The sequence below is a fragment of the Moritella sp. JT01 genome, from assembly GCF_001574435.1.
Taxonomy (GTDB): Bacteria; Pseudomonadota; Gammaproteobacteria; order Enterobacterales; family Moritellaceae; genus Moritella.
Genome location: NZ_LOCN01000018.1, coordinates 108067 through 126624, shown reverse-complemented (window position 1 = coordinate 126624; position 18558 = coordinate 108067). Strand labels below are relative to the sequence as shown.

22 protein-coding genes and 3 tRNA genes are annotated in these 18558 nt (G+C 37.7%); 13 read left to right on the top strand and 12 right to left on the bottom strand.

Annotated elements, in window-relative coordinates; translation table 11 throughout:
• Positions 1–295: 295 nt before the first annotated feature.
• From AKG98_RS14365 to AKG98_RS22300, 3 genes are read right to left on the bottom strand one after another with little or no spacing between them, the layout of a single operon-like run.
• Positions 296–559, bottom strand: a complete 264-nt coding sequence (locus AKG98_RS14365) for a helix-turn-helix transcriptional regulator (protein ID WP_067047072.1) — start codon at positions 557–559, stop codon at positions 296–298.
• A complete protein-coding gene (locus AKG98_RS14360) occupies positions 556–1029 on the bottom strand; it encodes a HipA domain-containing protein (RefSeq protein ID WP_067047069.1) in 474 nt (157 codons plus the stop codon). Before AKG98_RS14360 ends, AKG98_RS14365 begins: the two co-directional genes overlap by 4 nt.
• Positions 1026–1307: a hypothetical protein gene (locus AKG98_RS22300; RefSeq protein ID WP_157534139.1), complete on the bottom strand. Its 282-nt coding sequence runs from the start codon at positions 1305–1307 to the stop codon at positions 1026–1028. The genes AKG98_RS14360 and AKG98_RS22300 overlap by 4 nt, the downstream gene beginning before the upstream one ends.
• 494 nt (positions 1308–1801) lie before the next feature.
• Between AKG98_RS22300 and AKG98_RS14355 the strand changes: the two genes are divergently transcribed.
• On the top strand, positions 1802–2479 hold the full coding sequence (locus tag AKG98_RS14355) for a GNAT family N-acetyltransferase (RefSeq protein WP_198155534.1): 678 nt from the start codon (positions 1802–1804) through the stop codon (positions 2477–2479).
• 120 nt (positions 2480–2599) lie between these two features.
• Positions 2600–2917 carry a hypothetical protein gene (locus tag AKG98_RS14350; RefSeq protein ID WP_067047064.1) on the top strand — a complete coding sequence of 106 codons (318 nt, stop codon included), beginning with the start codon at positions 2600–2602 and terminating at the stop codon, positions 2915–2917.
• Positions 2918–3027: 110 nt separating this feature from the next.
• On the opposite strand, the gene AKG98_RS14345 is transcribed toward AKG98_RS14350, so the two are convergent.
• From AKG98_RS14345 to AKG98_RS22295, 3 genes are all read right to left on the bottom strand, one after another.
• Positions 3028–4128 carry a hypothetical protein gene (locus AKG98_RS14345; protein WP_067047062.1) on the bottom strand — a complete coding sequence of 367 codons (1101 nt, stop codon included), beginning with the start codon at positions 4126–4128 and terminating at the stop codon, positions 3028–3030.
• Between the two features lie 408 nt (positions 4129–4536).
• On the bottom strand, positions 4537–4665 hold the full coding sequence (locus tag AKG98_RS22875; protein WP_255358639.1) for a hypothetical protein: 129 nt from the start codon (positions 4663–4665) through the stop codon (positions 4537–4539).
• 29 nt (positions 4666–4694) lie between these two features.
• Positions 4695–4853 (bottom strand): hypothetical protein, encoded by a 159-nt coding sequence (locus AKG98_RS22295; protein ID WP_157534138.1) that lies wholly within the window; start codon positions 4851–4853, stop codon positions 4695–4697.
• A 328-nt stretch (positions 4854–5181) separates the two neighbouring features.
• Here AKG98_RS22295 and AKG98_RS14340 point away from each other — a divergent pair, with 328 nt between their 5' ends.
• Complete coding sequence (locus AKG98_RS14340; RefSeq protein WP_067047059.1) at positions 5182–6324, top strand: hypothetical protein; 1143 nt, start codon at positions 5182–5184, stop codon at positions 6322–6324.
• 13 nt (positions 6325–6337) lie between these two features.
• The gene (locus AKG98_RS14335; RefSeq protein WP_198155532.1) at positions 6338–7246 is read left to right on the top strand and encodes a hypothetical protein; all 909 of its coding nucleotides are present in this window, start codon (positions 6338–6340) and stop codon (positions 7244–7246) included.
• Between the two features lie 299 nt (positions 7247–7545).
• Here the strand turns inward: AKG98_RS14335 and AKG98_RS14330 are convergent, their stop codons facing one another.
• The 3 genes from AKG98_RS14330 to AKG98_RS14325 form a co-directional block, all read right to left on the bottom strand.
• The gene (locus tag AKG98_RS14330) at positions 7546–7941 is read right to left on the bottom strand and encodes a hypothetical protein (RefSeq protein ID WP_067047053.1); all 396 of its coding nucleotides are present in this window, start codon (positions 7939–7941) and stop codon (positions 7546–7548) included.
• Positions 7942–8317: 376 nt separating this feature from the next.
• A complete protein-coding gene (locus AKG98_RS21940) occupies positions 8318–8476 on the bottom strand; it encodes a DUF4223 family protein (protein ID WP_083543974.1) in 159 nt (52 codons plus the stop codon).
• Between the two features lie 1078 nt (positions 8477–9554).
• A complete protein-coding gene (locus tag AKG98_RS14325) occupies positions 9555–9836 on the bottom strand; it encodes a tRNA modification GTPase (protein ID WP_067047050.1) in 282 nt (93 codons plus the stop codon).
• Between the two features lie 622 nt (positions 9837–10458).
• Between AKG98_RS14325 and AKG98_RS14320 the strand changes: the two genes are divergently transcribed.
• From AKG98_RS14320 to AKG98_RS14310, 3 genes are all read left to right on the top strand, one after another.
• A complete protein-coding gene (locus AKG98_RS14320; protein WP_067047047.1) occupies positions 10459–10650 on the top strand; it encodes a hypothetical protein in 192 nt (63 codons plus the stop codon).
• A gap of 140 nt (positions 10651–10790) precedes the next feature.
• Positions 10791–11582: a S9 family peptidase gene (locus AKG98_RS14315; protein WP_067047044.1), complete on the top strand. Its 792-nt coding sequence runs from the start codon at positions 10791–10793 to the stop codon at positions 11580–11582.
• A gap of 51 nt (positions 11583–11633) precedes the next feature.
• The gene (locus tag AKG98_RS14310; protein ID WP_067047041.1) at positions 11634–12566 is read left to right on the top strand and encodes a GyrI-like domain-containing protein; all 933 of its coding nucleotides are present in this window, start codon (positions 11634–11636) and stop codon (positions 12564–12566) included.
• Positions 12567–12874: 308 nt separating this feature from the next.
• Here AKG98_RS14310 and AKG98_RS22290 read toward each other — a convergent pair.
• Positions 12875–12950: transfer RNA gene (locus tag AKG98_RS22290), tRNA-Gly, on the bottom strand.
• 197 nt (positions 12951–13147) lie between these two features.
• On the opposite strand from AKG98_RS22290, the gene AKG98_RS14305 reads away from it, so the two are divergent.
• Together AKG98_RS14305 and AKG98_RS14300 are read left to right on the top strand one after the other, a co-directional pair.
• The gene (locus AKG98_RS14305) at positions 13148–13693 is read left to right on the top strand and encodes an N-acetyltransferase (RefSeq protein WP_067047038.1); all 546 of its coding nucleotides are present in this window, start codon (positions 13148–13150) and stop codon (positions 13691–13693) included.
• A gap of 106 nt (positions 13694–13799) precedes the next feature.
• Entirely contained in the window at positions 13800–14288 is a 489-nt protein-coding gene (locus AKG98_RS14300; RefSeq protein WP_067047035.1) for a nuclear transport factor 2 family protein, read from the top strand.
• Positions 14289–14360: 72 nt separating this feature from the next.
• On the opposite strand, the gene hflX is transcribed toward AKG98_RS14300, so the two are convergent.
• On the bottom strand, positions 14361–15704 hold the full coding sequence (hflX, locus tag AKG98_RS14295; protein ID WP_067047032.1) for a GTPase HflX: 1344 nt from the start codon (positions 15702–15704) through the stop codon (positions 14361–14363).
• A 374-nt stretch (positions 15705–16078) separates the two neighbouring features.
• Here hflX and AKG98_RS14290 point away from each other — a divergent pair.
• From AKG98_RS14290 to AKG98_RS14275, 4 genes are all read left to right on the top strand, one after another.
• Positions 16079–16154 (top strand) — tRNA-Gly (locus AKG98_RS14290).
• A gap of 180 nt (positions 16155–16334) precedes the next feature.
• Positions 16335–16410 (top strand) — tRNA-Gly (locus AKG98_RS14285).
• 223 nt (positions 16411–16633) lie between these two features.
• On the top strand, positions 16634–17251 hold the full coding sequence (locus tag AKG98_RS14280) for a MarC family protein (RefSeq protein WP_067047029.1): 618 nt from the start codon (positions 16634–16636) through the stop codon (positions 17249–17251).
• Between the two features lie 56 nt (positions 17252–17307).
• Positions 17308–17922, top strand: a complete 615-nt coding sequence (locus tag AKG98_RS14275; RefSeq protein ID WP_067047026.1) for a LysE family translocator — start codon at positions 17308–17310, stop codon at positions 17920–17922.
• Between the two features lie 9 nt (positions 17923–17931).
• On the opposite strand, the gene AKG98_RS14270 is transcribed toward AKG98_RS14275, so the two are convergent.
• The gene (locus AKG98_RS14270; RefSeq protein WP_067047022.1) at positions 17932–18477 is read right to left on the bottom strand and encodes a hypothetical protein; all 546 of its coding nucleotides are present in this window, start codon (positions 18475–18477) and stop codon (positions 17932–17934) included.
• Between the last annotated feature and the right edge of the window lie 81 nt (positions 18478–18558).

The window sequence follows — 18558 nt, the reverse complement described above, 5'->3', positions numbered from 1 at the left end:
TCAACAAGAGATTCAAAAAGTTGCGTTGCTTTATCTGATGATTTTGATGCTTGATCAAGGATAGTGCCATAAACACCAAAACCAGCAGTGACAGATTTTTTTGCAGTGTTTTTTGCGACACTTAAGATAGTTTGTGCTTGGTTAAGTAAGTTACTCATGATAATCACTCCTCGTTAAATAATTTAGATGTAGGTTTGTTTCAACGAAGTTAATCATATTGATTTTATTTAGAAAAATAATACCAGAGCAAATAAATAATGCTCAATAGCGGTTCATCACTGTCGTACTGTTCTAATTAGTTATTACCTTTACCATTTTCTATTTCAGAGAGCGCCTTGCGACTGATACCAACCATTTTTGCATAGTCTGCTTGATTTACTGAGAACAACTTTAACCTTAGGTGCTTTAATGCTTCACCTTTCGTCATCGTCCCTTTTAACATGTGAACCGTTACGTCAATAACTAAGGCTTCACGCTCTTCTCTTGATAGGTTAACGCGCTTGCTTACAATTGCATTTCTACCGGCTGAATTCGCTTTTTTAACTTCTGCTTCGATCATGCTCGTAACCCCCATTTTTTAAATTTAGTGTCTAAATTAGCAAAACCAATAGAGCTATAATTGATGATTGATTCTGGTACGCCACGTTTTTCTAAGCGTGCTTTTAAATTAATGAGTTGTTTTGCTGTTACTTGTAACGCGTTAAGTAATTCGTCTGGTTTAACCCATTGTTCAAGGTGTTCAGCTATGAGAGGGAAATTATAATTACCGCCTCGTTCCATATTATGCCCCCATGTAAATCTACGACTGATAACCTCTGGGTCGGCTTTCATCGGTGCAAAGTCATAAATCGGGGCGAGTGTGACTGTATTATTTGATTTGATGAATGAGGTATTACGTCCATGATTATCAGAGTTACCAAACGCTATATTGAGTAAATCACGACGCACCCATTCAATGACAAAATTAGCGATGCCATTTGATTCATCTAACATCGTTGTAGTATTCCCGAAGTATTCGTCTTTGGTCATTTTTTGAATAAGCCTTGCGAGTCGTCGCCATGTAATAATGGTCTTACAGCTTGCTCGTTAAGGATTGAATAGACAGACTCTAATCCACAGTGTTGCATTTGATTTTCACTGATATAAACATCAAACCTTGGCAACCATAATGACGGTACACGAGCGCCTTCAAGTAAACGCATATTCTCTGCTTGAACCAGCAGGCATAATATCGTCGATGAATCGTAACCAGCTATCTTTATGGTAGCCCTTCCATATGTATCGAATACGCCGTCTTTCGAAATCATAAATCATAAATCATAATATTATTTTTTAGTGTTAAGTCTCAGTTTGTCAGTTCAAAGTCTTATTTTCCTTTTCTATAAATTTAAAATCTAATATAATCAGTTGTATACGAAGCCTTGTGAATAATTTTTTTGCTATTTCGTAGGATTTCTAGAACACTGCTCTTACTCATGGGAGCTTTGATAAAAAAGCTGGTGTTTGGGACGATTATTGCTGTATTAGTTATTGCAGTATTCATCTTTTTAGAAATGAAATTTCAGCTTATTAGTCAAGCTGGGTCATGTTTTTTCACATAACAATAACTGCAAAATGGAACAGTTGGCTCTGTTCCGATTCACTATTATAGCCAACTACTTTTTTCCTCTTCGTGAGGTATCATATTTAATTCTATATTGAGGGAACAATGCAGAATAAGAGAATGCAAAACGCATATAATTCATATTTTCGTTTTAATAATAAGCGGACGCTATCGACCGGCTTACCTAGCGAATTGTACATGTCGGAATCTGAAGAGAACGCTATATTTGTAGATAAAACTCGTCGGTATGATAATCAAATTATCATTCGGACCACTTGTAACTTTGAAAAGATAGAAGGTTATTTGAAGCTATATAGCTCTGAATTCTCACCCGAAATCTGTATAGAGCCTGCTGTTAACACTCGTGAGCTACAAGCATGGTTATCAAACCAAGGTTTTGAGACAATCTTTGATCACGAGTTCCTCCATTTGCTTTCGTCAGACTTTGTATCGACTCAACGTAATCCAACTTCAGTTGTCGTTGAGCGATGGGAGGAAGATAGAGTGGATGATTTTTTAACATTGCTCAAAACGTCCGGTTTGGAGTGCTCAAATGAAATTTGGGCTCAAAAACGCTCTCTATATTGTACTGACACGTTTCGTTGCTATGTTGCAAAAGTGGATGGTGATGTTTGCTCCTGGGCAACGAGTTTCATTGATAATGACTATGCCATATTGGCTAACGCATATACGCAAGAGGACTATCGTGGTAAGGGTTGCCAAAAGGCACTATTGAGTACTCGAATACAGGATGCTACAGAAATGGGCGTTGAGGTGTTTTTAACGGATGTAATGCCTGACAGTGTAAGTAGTAGAAACTGTAAATCTGTGGGGTTTTCTAGCTTGGGGATACGTGAAGTTTGGGGAAAAAGCTAGAAATATAATAAAGAATTTAAGCGTTATTCCCTATGCTTGGTATTCTCATATCAAGGGCTTGAAATTTACAGTGTTAACCCGCATATTTTATTTGAACCATAAATATATAAGGAACGTAAAATGGCTTCATATCGGTTAACGTTTACATATAAGAATACAGAATATAATGAACCTTTGGATAAGGTTAAGCTTGCTCAGATCGGCTGTTACTCAGATGAAGAATTAGATGTAGATTCTAAGAAAACTATCGCTGATATTTACAATAAAATTATACTTCCAATGATTGGTAACCCTATAGGTGGCATTAATATCACTCGTTATCAGAGTGAGAAACTAGAATCATTTGGTTTTGAAGGAAATATACTTTTATTTACGCATGAAATTCGCGATGAGGCGACACTGATTAATCCCATATTAAATAGTGCTGGTGAAGTATAAGTATACGCTAGTGAGTTAAACCTAAATGCTCTGGTGCAAAATGTGAATACTTTATGGTATCAACAATAGATACATGACTCTGTATTCGCTGTAGCACCAGAATACGTAGATTAAGTACCTGGTGGTACACGTCGTGTTATACCATATGCATTTCCTCTTAAGTCCACCCTAAGGTTAGCTGAACGTCGCATAACTTTAACTTTTTTGTCTTTTCCCTTTATTTCTGTGAACTCACGGCTGCCATCTTCACGCCAACTCTCTTTTATTACAGCACCAATAAACGTATAGAAGGTATTTAGCTGATTAATATTTTCAATGATGTACCAGTTTCCGCAGGTAACTGCTGCAAGAGGGAAAGATGGTTCAGCAACTGGTTGGATGAACAAACACTCCTGTCCAATTTTATCTCGTTCGTTAGCGATCATATGATCCATATAATTAACCTGTGCACCATGACGAATGGGAAGGTAATCATTAAAAAAATGATTACCTGGCATTTTCGTTCTAGAGATTCCTTTCCTCTTTATAGCGCTTGTATATTTTTTATATCCCTCTGGATCATTGTCTAAAAATACTTTTACTCGTGGTATATCAAGGCTAAGAATCTTATTATTTATCGCTTGTATAATCTTCTTTTCTTCTGATAAGCAATGAATACTACGGTCTCCTTGTAATACTGTCCGAGGACGACCGCCGCAGTGTGTGAGCATATCATGAATATCGTAATCACCAGTAAAGGCAATGCTCTCACCATTGCGGAACAGTTTTTTCTTTAGATCATCAAGATCTAAATTGTTGAGATCAATAGAGGCAACCTTATATAGTACGGTTTTTTTTTTCGCAAGCTCAGCTGCTCGTTCTGCACCAGTTAAAGAGGTATAAATACCCGTTATACCATCAGTATTATCCCACCGCGCAGCATAACCTAACAACTTAGCATCTTTGAGTTTTTTTATTAGAGCTTCTCGTACGGCTGCATTACCACTCCCTTTATATGCCGCTGCACTTGAAATCGCCCCTTCTTTAATTGTTTTTGCAAGAATATCATGTCCCTTCATCGGCGCTCCTTCACCAATGCGTTTTATAGAATGCTCTCCTGTCTCACGGAATGTGACAGTAAAACGGCAACTCTCTGATGCTGCTGTAATTGGAGTGTAGTGATCGGGGTGAATATAAGTTTTGGTCACTTCCGCTTTGCTCGCCTTTTTCATTTGAACTTACCTTAAAATATTATTACAAAGTAGATAACCGCAATTCGGGTTAATAAATGGAGCTAAAAGCTAGATCTGTCGCTCAAAAACGTACAATAACAAGGAGCTAGCTTTGAACAAATTAGTTGATCTATTTTGTGATGTCGATAATTTTTTTGTAAGCATTTATATTGGAGTGGAAAGAAGTATTAATATCATTTGTTATCGAGTGATAAACTAGAATCGTTTGTTTTTAAGGAGATATACTTTTATTTACGCCTGAATTTCGCGATGAAACGAAACTGATTAAGCCCATATTAAATAGTGCTGGTGAAGTATAAGTATACGCTAGTGAGTTAAACCTAAATGCCCTGGTGAAAGATGAGAATACGTTATGGTATCAACAATAGATACATGACTCTGTATTCGTTATAGCACCAGAATATCCAAGTAATCACCTTCCCAATTTAGGGTCAATTCAGAGTGGTAATCTGCAATTCTAACAAGCTGTTCGCGCTCTATCCCAAGATCAAAAAAACCTCCAGTCAGGAGGCTCATTTCAATTAACCACGACAGTTAAAGTATTATTATGCTTCAGCAGTTGCGGGTGCTTTATCTGATGATTTTGATGCTTGATCAAGGATAGTGCCATAAAAACCAAAACCAGCAGTGACAGATGTTTTTGCAGTGTCTTTTGCGACAGTGTAGATAGTTTTTGCTTGGTTAAGCAAATAAAAAATTCCCACCAAAGAATCCTAGCGGTTTAATGGGACCCTCAAATATCAGGCTTTGAATGCAGTTATCCCGTCTCGTGCCCACAGCACGCAGCGCATTCGGACTATCACCTCTGCATTTTCGAATCGTTCTGTTTATGTAAACACTGTTTTCTTATTCCACTGTTTTTACTTGATCATGTTTAGTTTATTTTAAATGTAAATCAGTGTCAGTTAATGTTGTTTAGTGTAAAGCGGCTGCAAGGATCGCTAGCGCAAGCATGACCAGATGGTGATATATCGGATAAGTTAATTTACGCCTAACAACCTAGGTAATATAAACCATAAATATAGGATAATTATGAACAAAATTTTTTTCACATTACTGTTCTCGGGGCTAGTAAGCTACACGGTTCAGGCATCGGAAATGCGGGCTGATACTTTTACTAAAGCACTTCATTTTAATGATAAAGGTATGAGTTTTTCCGATAATCAACTTAAGCAGATCTTTCTTGAAAGTCCTGAATCAGATTATTCTGAATTACGGACAGACAATAGCTGGGTTTTAAATAATATAGCTTGGCATAATGCTTGGGAGGATTTTCAAACTTATTATAGTCTGTCTTTAAGGCCTTCAATCTCGTACAAACTTCTCACTCGAGAAGCCGGTTTCACCAAAGCATTACCGCAAACTTTTTCACCGCAACAGCTTAATCCTAGCCCGGATGGTAACGGCTCATCGTTTTACAACAATGACCCCGAGGCCGTCAGGGCAAGTGTGGTAAAAGCACAAGTCGACCCCGATATTTTTCATCATGCATATCAGATGTTTAGTTATGAAAGTCAGCGTTACAGCTACAACATTCACACTATTATTTCGAAGCTAGCCTTAGCTGTGCAAATTGTGCGGAATAAAAGTCAGCGAATTCCACAAGATCAATGGAAACAGAATGGCATAAGAATGGAGGTTGTTAACCGTTTTATGAACGATTTCTATAGTCTTCAGAGTATATGGCCAAGTGACCGCGAGTACTTAATTCAGGTCATTACAAGTACGTTGCAAGTTGAGATTATGCCGTACGAATCAAATCATGATTACCTTCGTACTCATTACCGTCTAGCTCGCCTGTCATCGGCGATGGTTGACCGATACGGCTATATTGATTATCCGTGTTCATCTGATAATCATTATAGAGGCCCAGAAAATACCAACAATAAATGTTTTGTTGATATGACAGACCGAAGTTTATGGTCATGGTATAGCGCTGAGTATGCTAAGGCTATAGTGCCAAAACCAGCTCATGATTATCGTCAAACAAGCTTTCTAAATAATTTATTTGAAATACTAATGCCTATTGCATTACTGATGGATGGACTTGCGACGGTTGAGTTTTTTACGAGCTCGAGTGCTGCTGAATTTGTTGCTGATGAAGTATGGACTGAAGAAGAAATGGCACTCAGCCAAGAGTCTTTTTTAACTGAATTTTGTGAAGCCGAGATTTAATAACGTGGAGTATATGATGAATTATAAAAAAGTATTATTAGGGTTAATATTATCGAGTCTGTCGCTATCAACGCTGGCAGCTCAGGTCAACATAAGTAAAGTAACGAGTGCAGACAGCTTCGTACCCGGCTACCTAAACAGTACTTTAGATCGCGTTGTCGACTCTTTTAGTCAGGCTCTTCAGCAAAAACTAGCACAGAGTAATAAAGTACTTGTTAAAGCAGAAGCAGACCCAGCCCTTCGCCAGATTACCAAAAAATCTATTGCTCGGTTTGAATATCGATATACCCGAAATTATAAATCAGTCACTCAGGTATATCATTCTTTCAGTGGTGAAACACCGTTAGCCGGGAGTACCATCTCTGAAGTCGATAAAGCGTCTTTTAACGACCTTATTGAGCAGCAAATGAGAGACAATGAAACCTTGGTGACCGGTAAAATAACAGAAGAGGAATATGAAGCAACAGGGCGCTATTTCCGAGCTGCTTCTTTTGCCAGAGCAAACGACGCCGAGATCAAAGCCATGAGGCGTATTGAACAAGACATGCTCAGTGGTAAAATTGTTCGAGGTGGAGAATTAACCGTCTATGTAAACCAGATCCCTTGTGAATCATGCTCTCCTTTGTTTAGTGAACAACTCGCATCATGGTCTGAAATAGAAAGTGCTGAAATTGCTTATTTACCCCAAAATAGAAGCTATTTTGGAAAAACGATGACCGAAGAAGAACTTAATGCTAATGCTTGGTATCAACATTTAGTGGCTAACGATGGACTGGCTACGACGGAAGCTGAAGAAGGATTACAAGCTGCTTTCACGTCAAACCGTATGACAAAAACTAAATTTGCCAACTTTAAGCATCGTTACAACAATAGCGAAAGAATAAGAGGTAGCACAGCTGAAGTTACGGGGTGCGGACTTTAAATAAAATCAGCGGTATACTTGTCCTTGTGAATGATTGACAGGACTTTAAAAGAAATAACAGGACTGCACACTTTCTCAGAATCGGCTTTCATGTCAGATTGGTATCTTCTTTTTCATTTGATTAGTTGCGATTGACTAGGGTGAACAGATTTGGGTAATTGAGAGTACTGCTATCTAAATCATCAACATACAAGAGAAAATATTTAAATTAAAACCTTCGCTTAGGGGGTTAATCTTTAGATCAAAAAAGCCTCCAGTCAGGAGGCTCATTTCAATTAACCACGACAGTTAAAGTATTATTATGCTTCAGCAGTTGCTGGTGCTTTAATTACTTTTACAGGTGTCGTTTTTAGTTCGCTAACCAGCGTAGTCAGTTGGTCAATTTTGCTTTCTACTTCACTCAATTTTGAACCTTGAACACCAGTCAAACGGCTAGTGATACTTTGCACTTTATTTTCAACTGATTCTAACGTGATTTTTTTAGCAAAGATTGCAGACGTTTGCTCTTTTAGTTTAGGCTCTACTTGCGCACCGCGTTCAACAAGAGATTCAAAAAGTTGCGTTGCTTTATCTGATGATTTTGATGCTTGATCAAGGATAGTGCCATAAACACCAAAACCAGCAGTGACAGATGTTTTTGCAGTGTCTTTTGCGACAGTGTAGATAGTTTTTGCTTGGTTAAGTAAGTTACTCATGATTATCACTCCTGGTTAAATAATTTAGATTAAGGTTTGTTCCAACGAAGTTAATCATATTGTTTTTATTTAGAAATATAATTCCAGGGCAAATAAATAAACTCCCAATGATGAAGAGCCGTTCATTACGGTCGTACTGTTCGCCGTCGCAAGAAGCGGCAAATATATCAACCTTGATATAGACGAGACTAAAGACCGATATATATTACCTAGTCATAACTATCATGTCATCACGACATAATATCTTATAGGGATATTGGATGGCACATTAGCTACGTGCCAGGAATAATGACTGGTGGGAGTTAGTTCGCTAGCATTCACATAGCAAACTAACATATTACATAGTATGCGTTATGACTTTATAGCCTCTACAGCATTAAGGGTCACAAGCGCCAATCATTGTCGGTATAGAAAGCGCTGGAACAAGAAGGTAATCAGCTGAACAATCTTTTTCTTTGTTATAGGTACTACCAGTACAACCAGAAAGAGCCGTGAAAGTAAGGGCGATGACAGCTAGTTTTAAAACATTTTTCATAAAATTTCCTTATAATAAAAGTAAAACTCAGTACAAATATAACCCAAGAGTTGGTAAACGGCAGTAAACAGCAGTAAACAACTATCAATACTTTTAATTTTGGTAGTTTAATTTACTTGACATGATGTGTTAGTTCGCTAAATCTCACGTAGCGAATTATTACAGGCTCTATTCATAACCAATTAGATAATTCTGCACTATTTTAGTCATCAACTGAAAAATAAATAAGGTTAGTACTGAGCAAGTAGTTTGTCTTCAGCTAGAACTCAATCCGATAAAAGCAAAACTATCCGACGTGAGACATGGTTGTATGCAGTCAGTTTTGGGCTTTCCAGAAGACAAGCGAGCCCATCGTTTTAAGAGCGGATTTTTATTATTCTGGTGGGCGTACTGATGCATATACTGTTATAGCCACAAAAACACGTGGCTTACACTGGACGTGCAAAGAGTCTAGAAATTGAATTTAGTTTAAATATTTTCTTTTATACGTTGATGATTTAGATAGCAGTACTAGCGAAGGCATAATGAAAAAAAAACCTAAAGTAAAAATGATGCGGTTGAATTCCAATAATTGATAGGCCGAAAACAAGGTTATGATCAATAAAGAAATGATATGTAGTTTATGATAAAACGGATTATCTTTTGAAAATGTTGAGTAAGACCGAACAATCACGATGACTCCATAATACAAAAATAGAATGCTGAAGAACTTATATTTTACCTAGAGTCGTTATGTACATTATCATCTCACTTTAATTGGCGTCAGTATCCAATACCCAGTTATACAATATGAAGATGCTAATCATAAAAGTAATGATAAATGTTATTTTAAAATAAACCATGCAATGCCTTTTCTTCGTTCCAGATGTAAATTGATGTTTTACACTACAAATTGTATTTTTAGCTAATATAATCGCGAGTCATACGACAGGTTGTTTGCTTTTGTCTTGGGTCGTATCAGCTACGCTTGGGATAATGATTGGTGGGAATTGGTTCGCTATATTTTATTACGTAGCGAACCATAATCTTGATCTTACATAACATAATTATTTCACTTTCTATGTAAGAAATTGATTTGTTATTTTATTACGCCCGCGATTTTAGTTTGATCAACACCAATGATGCGGTTTAGTACACCAAGGAATGATGAGGTATCTGAAACTGTTGACTTGATTGTTACGATTTCAGAATTTTCTGGCGCTAATTCCATTGCTCGTTCTTGGGTGTCACCACCAGGGAACTGCATAAATAATACATTTACATTTTCTGCATGGGCATCAAACGTTGCGTCAGTTTGACGAATACCTGAACAACCAGACAAACCGAGAACAAGAAAAGACAGTACTAATAAATTTTTCATTTTAAACTCCTTAAATAATAATAGGGTGATTATAGGTTTTTTTAAGTCCTATTCAATGTTTGAAATGTAAGCGTTTGTCGTGGCTAAACCAATACAAATCTTTACATTCATAAATATATTTATCCTTACAATCGAGATCACATCATCTCGATTTAGGGAAACCACGTTATGCGTTTTTCTACACTGAAGAACTCTGCGATCTTATCAACCTTAATGTGATCTAGTAGGACTTGAAGTCCAATAAGCTACTTATTCTATCTATTTAACGACGCCATTCTGCCTGCATTTTTAATCAGAAACGATGATACCATACAGTTTTATTTGTTTATTTAACTGCTTATGATAGTCGCTATATTATTTTTTGACTATGTGGGCTTACACATATAGAGTGATGTATATCTTAAGTAGTAGGTTTGGCGCGTTTTATGTCAAGAAAATACACCTTCTTTGTTCATATGAATGCCAGAAAAGAGTGGTTAAGATTAAACAGAGAAGAAAGAAATGATGGCTTTGTTGAATTCGAATTAATGAGTTATAACCCAATGCATATCAAGCAATGTTTGGACTTGAAAAATATGTAAACTTAGAATAAATTCGTCATTCAATCTCAATCATTCAGGATATGAACAATCAAATTACCACTTCAGCCGAAGAACAAAAATTAGTTTCCGGAGAGATTAATCAGAATATTGTAGGCATCAATGATATCGCTAAAGTGACATTTGATAGCTCTGAAAAAAACACGCTCAGCTCACAGGAACTATCAAATATTGCAACCTCTTTAAACAAATCAGTAGAGGTTTTTAAACTTTAAACGCGATTAGGTTTTGTTGTAGCTGTACAGTCAATTAGACCTCTTTACCGGAGGTTTTTTTGATCTAGGGTTAAAATCGTCGATGTGCTTAGCACTTTGATCTTTGCTATTTTATTTTAAATAAATGGAGTTTTTTGAATATGAAGTTATTACTGTTACTGATCTTATGTGTAAATAGCGCGATGGCACAAAATAGTGTTATTTATGACGAGGTTATTGTTGATGATGTTTCGACTAAAATTATGACTTACAAAAGTAAAAATATGACAAACAACCCTATATTAGTTATTGCGCTACATGGTGACGCACCTTTTAACAATCCTTCATATCAGTATCGGTTTGCAGAAACGGTTTCAAAACGATCAGAAAATGTGGTCAGCATTGGAATGCTTCGTCCTGGTTATATGGATCATTTATCTCGGGTTTCAGACGGTATAAGAGGTGACGCTATCGGAGATAACTACGATGATATAAGAATTGAACAAATTGCTAAAGCAATTAAAAGTTTAAAATCATATTACAATTCTCGTCAGGTTATTCTTGCTGGGCACTCTGGCGGCGCGGCGATTAGCGCTAAATTAATATCTTTATATCCCAAGCTTGTTGATCATGCATTTATTGTTTCTTGCCCTTGTAATATACCGGCTTGGAGAGCTGACATGTATAAAATATCTAAATATGAGGGTTTTAAAGGGGACTTAGGCATTAGTTCACCAATAGATTTAGTAAGCCAAATTTCAGATGATACTAAAATTAATATTTATTTTGGGAATAAAGACGAAACGGCTAAGCCATATTTGAGCCTCAATTATGAAAAAGCGCTAAAGTCTCAAGGTAAACAAGTTCAATCAAGGGAGCTTGAAGGTGGTCATAATATATTTTTAAATGATGAAATAATACAATCGTTAGTCGGTGTCATCGGTACTAGCTAAGAGGCCTCCATGATCATTTTTAATCTGATCAACAATCAGAACTAGGTAATTATGAATAAAGTATACAAGGCTCGTATTGATAAAGTAATTCAGTATATTGAAGCGCATTTGTCTAAGAAAATCTCTCTTGCCGAAGTGGCTGAAATAAGTCATTTTTCGGTATTCCACTTTCACCGTATTTTTACTGGTGTTGTTGGTGAAACCGTTAATGACTACATCGCTAGGCGCAGGTTAGAGAAAGCGGTCAATTTGTTGATTTTTAAAACCGAGCTATCCATTACTCAAATTGCTTTAGATAGCGGTTTTTCGTCGAGCGCCAATTTTTCAAAAGCCGTGAGGCTTCATTTTGGTTTCAGTCCGTCAGAAATTAGAAATCCAGACAAAGTCAAAGATAGCAAGATTGGAAAAATATCTAGCAAGTATGGAAAAGATTTTAATCCCTCAGATTTGTATCCTAATCGCATCACAAATGAAGTGATGAATAATACTAATTTAAAGGGAATAAATATGAAAATTGAAGTAAGAGAACTTGAACGCCAGCGTGTATGCACATTAGTCTCTGAAGGAGGGTATGAATCTGAAGCAATATATACAGCATGGGATAAACTGATTGATTGGGCGGTAGGTAACGGTATTAAACCAGAAGATCAAAAACGATTTTCCTTTGCTTTTAATAATCCAACGGTGACACCTATAGATAAATGTCGTTATGTTTCGTCTATCGTCATTGGTGATGATATTCAGGTTAACTCACCATTTATTCTATCTGAAATACCAAAGGGTAAGTATGCTGTACTCTATTATAAAGGGCATCCAGAGGAGACAATTAAGGCTATATTAAGTATTTATTCAGATTGGCTGCCTGATAGTGGATTTGAACCAGATGAGTTCCCGGTGCTTGAACGTTATTTGAATGACGCAAGAGTTGATGGTTATCTTGAAATGGAAATTCACGTTAAACTGAAAGATTTATCTAATGTGTAACAGCGTTAAACATTAAGTGATAAGAGCGAGTTCTGCGAAAGCGGGACTCGAAGCCGAATAAGCTACTTACTCTACCTATTTAACGACATAGTAATTGAGCTTCTATAGCCACGAAATTAATACTTATGTTCCAACTACTTCTTTTGGACTATACTGCGGCATTGATTCAACATACTACAAAATCTATTGAAAGCAAGAGGTTGTCGAGTTACGGAGGCGTCTTTGAAATACAGGTTTGAAGGTATGTTGATTACTGATGAGTATTTTTTAGATACAAAAAAAGCCACTCTATGAGTAGCTTTAATGTTTGGAGCAGGCAGCCTGGATTCGAACCGAGCGTCTTTAACTGGGTAAGCTAACGTATTGCCATTATACGATGCCCGCATCAGAGTTGATAATATGGTATTGCCGCATTGATGTAAAGTAACATATTGAAATACTTCTATATGTACGTTAATTGTTCTTTATTTACTGTGTTGACAGCGTTGTTCCGCTTTATCACGAGGAGAGTCTCTATGGCAGAACATGATCCATTCATAATGCAGGGTTTTCTGTGCCACTGATGGCAACAAGGTGAGAGTATGAGAATAGTAGAAGCAGAAATATCAGATTTAGCGTGTTTCTTTGATTATTTGGGAGACCAATTAACTGAAAATGGTGCTGAAGGTGAAGCTCTATTTCAGCCGATATCAAGAACTCAAAATAATGTATCAAAGCAAACGCGTGAAAAATTTGAAAATGGTTTTGATGCAGATCTAGGATCGCCTAACTGGAGGAAGCTCTGGTTAGCTAAAGATTCCTCTGGGCATATTTGTGGCCATATAGATCTACGGCATCATAGCGAAGAGTATTGTTTTCACCGAGTGTTACTGGGTATGGGGGTGAGCAGAAAATGCCGTAAACAAGGTGTCGGTGAAAAAATGATGGAAAAAGTAGTCAGCTTTTGTTGTGAAAATCGTAGTATTGATTGGCTTGATCTTAATGTGCTCTCGGTAAATATGCCTGCTAAAAGTCTCTATTTAAAATGTGCTTTTAAAGTTATTGGTGAAATATCTGACTATTATCGAATCGAAGGTGAATCGGTGTCAGAAATAACGATGACAAAGTGTGTCAAAGCTTACGTATAACAAATTACCGTATTTGGCGCAAAAACTGAACCTCTTGACGTTATCTCGAAAGCACAGTGACTGCTTAACTTATATATTGAGTAGACATTTTAAAAGAGGAATAAAAATGAACAAATTCTTAAAGACAAAACTACTCGCCGTGTCATTACTTAGCTTTAGCGCTTTTAGTCAGGCTGCATCAACAGAGATAACGTTTAGTGATTTAAGCCATCCACAAGCTAACCAATTTTTAGAGCAAACTTTTGATAACTTTTTAAATAACCCGAGTAAGTTAGATGAGACTCTTTCTGATGATTTTGTGCAAGTATTTGGCGCCGGAACAAATGGGAGAGCTGATTTTTTAGCGCACGCAAAAGTGCTATCTGAATCTATATCAGGCGCAAAAATACATTTTGAGGACGTAAATGTTGATAGTAGTGGTGTTATCTCAGAAACCCACACAATTACATTAACAAAAAAAGAAGGAGGAGACGCAGAATTAAGATTTTTGGCCTTCTACTATTTTAAAGAGGGGAAGTTAGCTAAGATTGACGAGTTGTATACTCTTGTTAAAGGTAGTAGTGAAGATCGTGACTTAGGGTCTAGAACTAAATAGCGGAAATATTACCCGGCTCGGACACAGAGGTCCGAACCGGAGTGCGACATTAGTTTTATTTGTAGCAGCGTATTAAAAAGTAGTGAGTTGCAGCATTTTATGTAGTCGCTCTAAGGCAATCGGGCTTGCTTTTAATGTGATACGAATACCTTTTTCATGATATTCCTCTTCAAGAACCTGCATTTTACTGTGAATTTCACCCATCACACCACTGGCTGTGTAGGGAATATCAAAGCAAGCTGGACACATTTTCTTTTCCAGTATTTTTTGAATTTCTTGATGTACAAACGCGACATCCGCTTTGTCGTGGGCACTGATTTGTAGCGCATCAGGGTAGCGTTCCAGCAGGTCTAACTGTTTCTCTTCGCTTAAACAATCGACTTTATTCAGCAATAATACTTTGTTATTCAAATCGATATCTAATTGCCCTAATACATGATCAACAATGGCTAATTGCGAAATGAAATTTTCGTCCGATGCATCAACCACGTAAAGCAATAAGTCGGCGTTTTTTGCTTCTTCGAGGGTAGAATGAAACGATGCCACCAAATCATGAGGTAACTTTTGGATAAAACCAACGGTGTCGGAGATTAAAATACGCGGTTGTGTCGGCGGCTGTAGTGTACGTACCGTGGTATCTAAAGTAGCAAACAGTTTATCTTCAACTAATACTTCAGAGCCTGTTAGAGCACGCATTAAAGATGATTTACCGGCATTGGTATAACCCACTAACGCCACGGTTAACTGCTCGATACGACCACTGCTTCGACCTTGCATCTCGCGTTGTACCTTGGTCAGTTCGCGTCGTAGCTCGGCTATTTTAGTGCGAACACGGCGACGATTAATCTCAAACACAGTTTCACTGATTGAACGGCCTTTTTGGCGTTCGCGATCGCCACTGCTTTCATCACGTAATCGCGGTGTTAAGTAATTAAGTCGCGCGATCTCTACTTGCAGCTTCGCAGTACGAGTACGTGCGTGTTTACTAAAAATTTCGATAATAACGCGGGTACGATCGTAAACTTCTACGCCGAGTGCCGCTTCAACATTACTTAATTGATTCGGGCTTAGTTCGCAATCGAATACCACAATGTTGGCTTGGCATTTAACATCTGTTGTTGCTAATAATTGGCTTAACTCGTCTTGGTCTAATTCAATCTGCACGTCATCTTCATAAAATGTGCTTTCACCTGTTAACGAGGCTAATTCTTCTAATTTACCTGAGCCTAATACAGTCAGCTGTTTGGTCGATTTTTGGCGTTGGGTTTTAGTTCCAACCACAGAAAAGCCAAGGGTATTAACTAAACGGCTTAATTCAGATAATGATTCGTCCACGTCCTGTTGCGAAATACAAGGGGTGCGAATTGCAATTAATAAGGCGCGGGTAACAGATTGTTCTGTTGTTGTGATCGACATGTTGGTGCTCATAGCTCATTGCTTAAAGTAATATGAGGTGCATCCTACGCATTTCGAATTTCTATTGCTAGCGGTGTGAACGTGAAAGCGAAAAATAATAAAGGCGAGACAGTACTGAATAACGCTATAGCAGGTATAAAAGAGTCATATTGGCTTCAGTTAGCATTCTTAAAGCCCTGATAGCGAACGAAATAAAATCAGATTCTAATGCCCAATTTATGGAACTCCTCACTTATGACAATTATAACATTGTGACCTATACTGAAACATATTAATGTACTGTTCTCTGTCCACAATACGACAACTGCCACTGACATACGCTTACATTCATTTTGTTTGCATTACGATAAAACTGGAGTAATATCTCAACCCATGCGGACATCGTATAATGGTAATACGTCAGCTTTCCAAGTTGAAGACGCCGGGTTCGAATCCTAGCTGACCGCTCCAAACATTAAAGCTACTCATTGAGTGGCTTTTTTTGTATGGCATGGGACACCGCTTTAAAGTCAACTAGATCAAACTTATTCTCTCTTTCGTTTTCCATTCGTTATCGCAAAATTCCACTGACATACGCTTACATTTCTTCTGTTTGCATTATGATAAAACTGAAGTAATATCTCAACCCATGCGGACATCGTATAATGGTAATACGTCAGCTTTCCAAGTTGAAGACGCCGGGTTCGAATCCTAGCTGACCGCTCCAAACATTAAAGCTACTCATTGAGTGGCTTTTTTTGTATGGCATGGCACCACCGCTTTAAAGTCAACTTACTCTATCTCTCTCGCTTTCTATTCGTTATCGCAATACCCCAATATCCCCTTACTGTTAACAACTGTATATTTTATAACTTAGTCGTCTGCTTCTGGTATAGTTGATATATGCATTAGTACGATTAAGTCGCTTTTTTATTAAGGAATAAAATAATATGAGCCCATTATTTGAACACGCGTTGACCGTTTTCATGGCCTTTTTTGCCATTATGAACCCGATTGCAAATACGACCGTTTTTGCTGGATTAACAGGAACGATGGGGAGGTCGAAGCAACTTAAAATCGCGATTAAATCACTTACTATCACCTTTGTTATTATTGTTTTATTTTCGATTTTAGGTAAATCAATCTTCCACCTATTTGGGATCACGCTACCAGCATTACGCATAACCGGAGGCATTTTGGTATTCCTTGTTGGTTATCATATGCTGCAAGGCAAAAGTTCGAAGTTACATACTGCAGAAGAAAGTAACGATTCAGATGTAGCTGTATCACCGCTAGCGGTACCACTGCTTGCTGGACCCGGCACGATAGCAACGGCAATGAATTATTCATCAGCAGGTGGATGGGGTGAAATTATTATTACAATATCGGCGTTTGCTGTTTTATGTCTTATCACCTTTGTTTGTTTTATTTTTTCGTCAAAGATTATATCGGCAATCGGTGAGAGCGGGCTTAGCATTGTTACCCGCCTTATGGGACTTATCTTGGCTGTTATCGGTGTGCAAATGCTGATTGGCGGCGTAACGGCGGTGATCAGTACGATAGGTTAATACAACTGTCACCACTGCTGCTTTATTTAGTTTTTAAACCTTAAGGAGGACAATGGATGTCAACCGTCAGTCTACTCACTTTATTCGGAACAATGTTACTACTTGCTATCGTACCTGGTCCCGGCGTATTCGCTATTATTGCCCGTTCGTTTTCATCAGGCATTTTACGTGGCGCTTATATGGTCATCGGGATGATACTCGCGGACTATGTCTTTATCGTACTGGCTTTATTTGGACTGTCTGCGCTATCTGAAATAATGGGCACCGCATTTTACGTGATCAAATATATTAGTGCTGCTTATTTAATGTGGCTTGGTTATAAGCTGTTGAAGACTAAAGCGACGGCCATTGATATTGAGGAGACAAAAGAATCATCGCTATTGTCTAACTTGGTGACGGGTCTGTTAATCACGTTAGGTAACCCTAAGGCTATTTTGTTTTATGTGGGATTCTTCCCTGCGTTTGTCAATATTGGTGATGTGTCTGTCTATGATACGGTTTTAATCATGCTAACGGCAACAGTCGCATTTGGCAGTGTGAATCTTGGTTATGCTTTTCTGGCTGTCAAAGCGAAAGGGGTATTTAAATCGTCAAGTGCATCGAACGTCATTAATAAGACCGCGGGGACGATAATGGTTTCAACAGGTGTGTTAGTCGCGGTTAGGGCGTAACAAGCTTTTTTAATGTTGATTCGTCACTGGATTATTTACAATGTGGCAGCCGTAATAAGAATGACCTTGACTACCATCCCAATACCGCACTGATGCTAAATTATAGCCTTTGACTTTATACTTTATAACTTCATTTACTGGTACTTCGTGAATTTTTTCAGGATCCTCAGGTGTCACTATAAAGTTATTAAATAGCGAAGGAACTTTATATTCTGACGGTCTTTCATGACTCTTACGATCCTCATGAGAAGGTTTTATTTTTTCAGTTACAGATGGGTAGTAAATAGAAAATTCAGTATCGCCTCTCTCTGTACCCGTAAATAACCTTATTGTTGCTTGGTGAATACCCGCGACGTTAGAGATGTCCGTGTAATATGTATTTGTAGGGGTCGCGAATGCATTGGTTGACGTTAATTTATACCCATACGGAGAACTGCTGATATTGAATGAAACTGGTTGGTTTTCCACTGTATTGTTACACTGAATGTCTACACCTGCCTGTGCAGATGTTGCGATAAAACCCGAAATACACAATAGCGATAATTTTTTAATCATTGTTAATCCTTTGTTGAATGATAAATTTAAGTTCTTCTCCCAGAACATATTCATAATAGCGCACGCTTAAATCTAAATAGT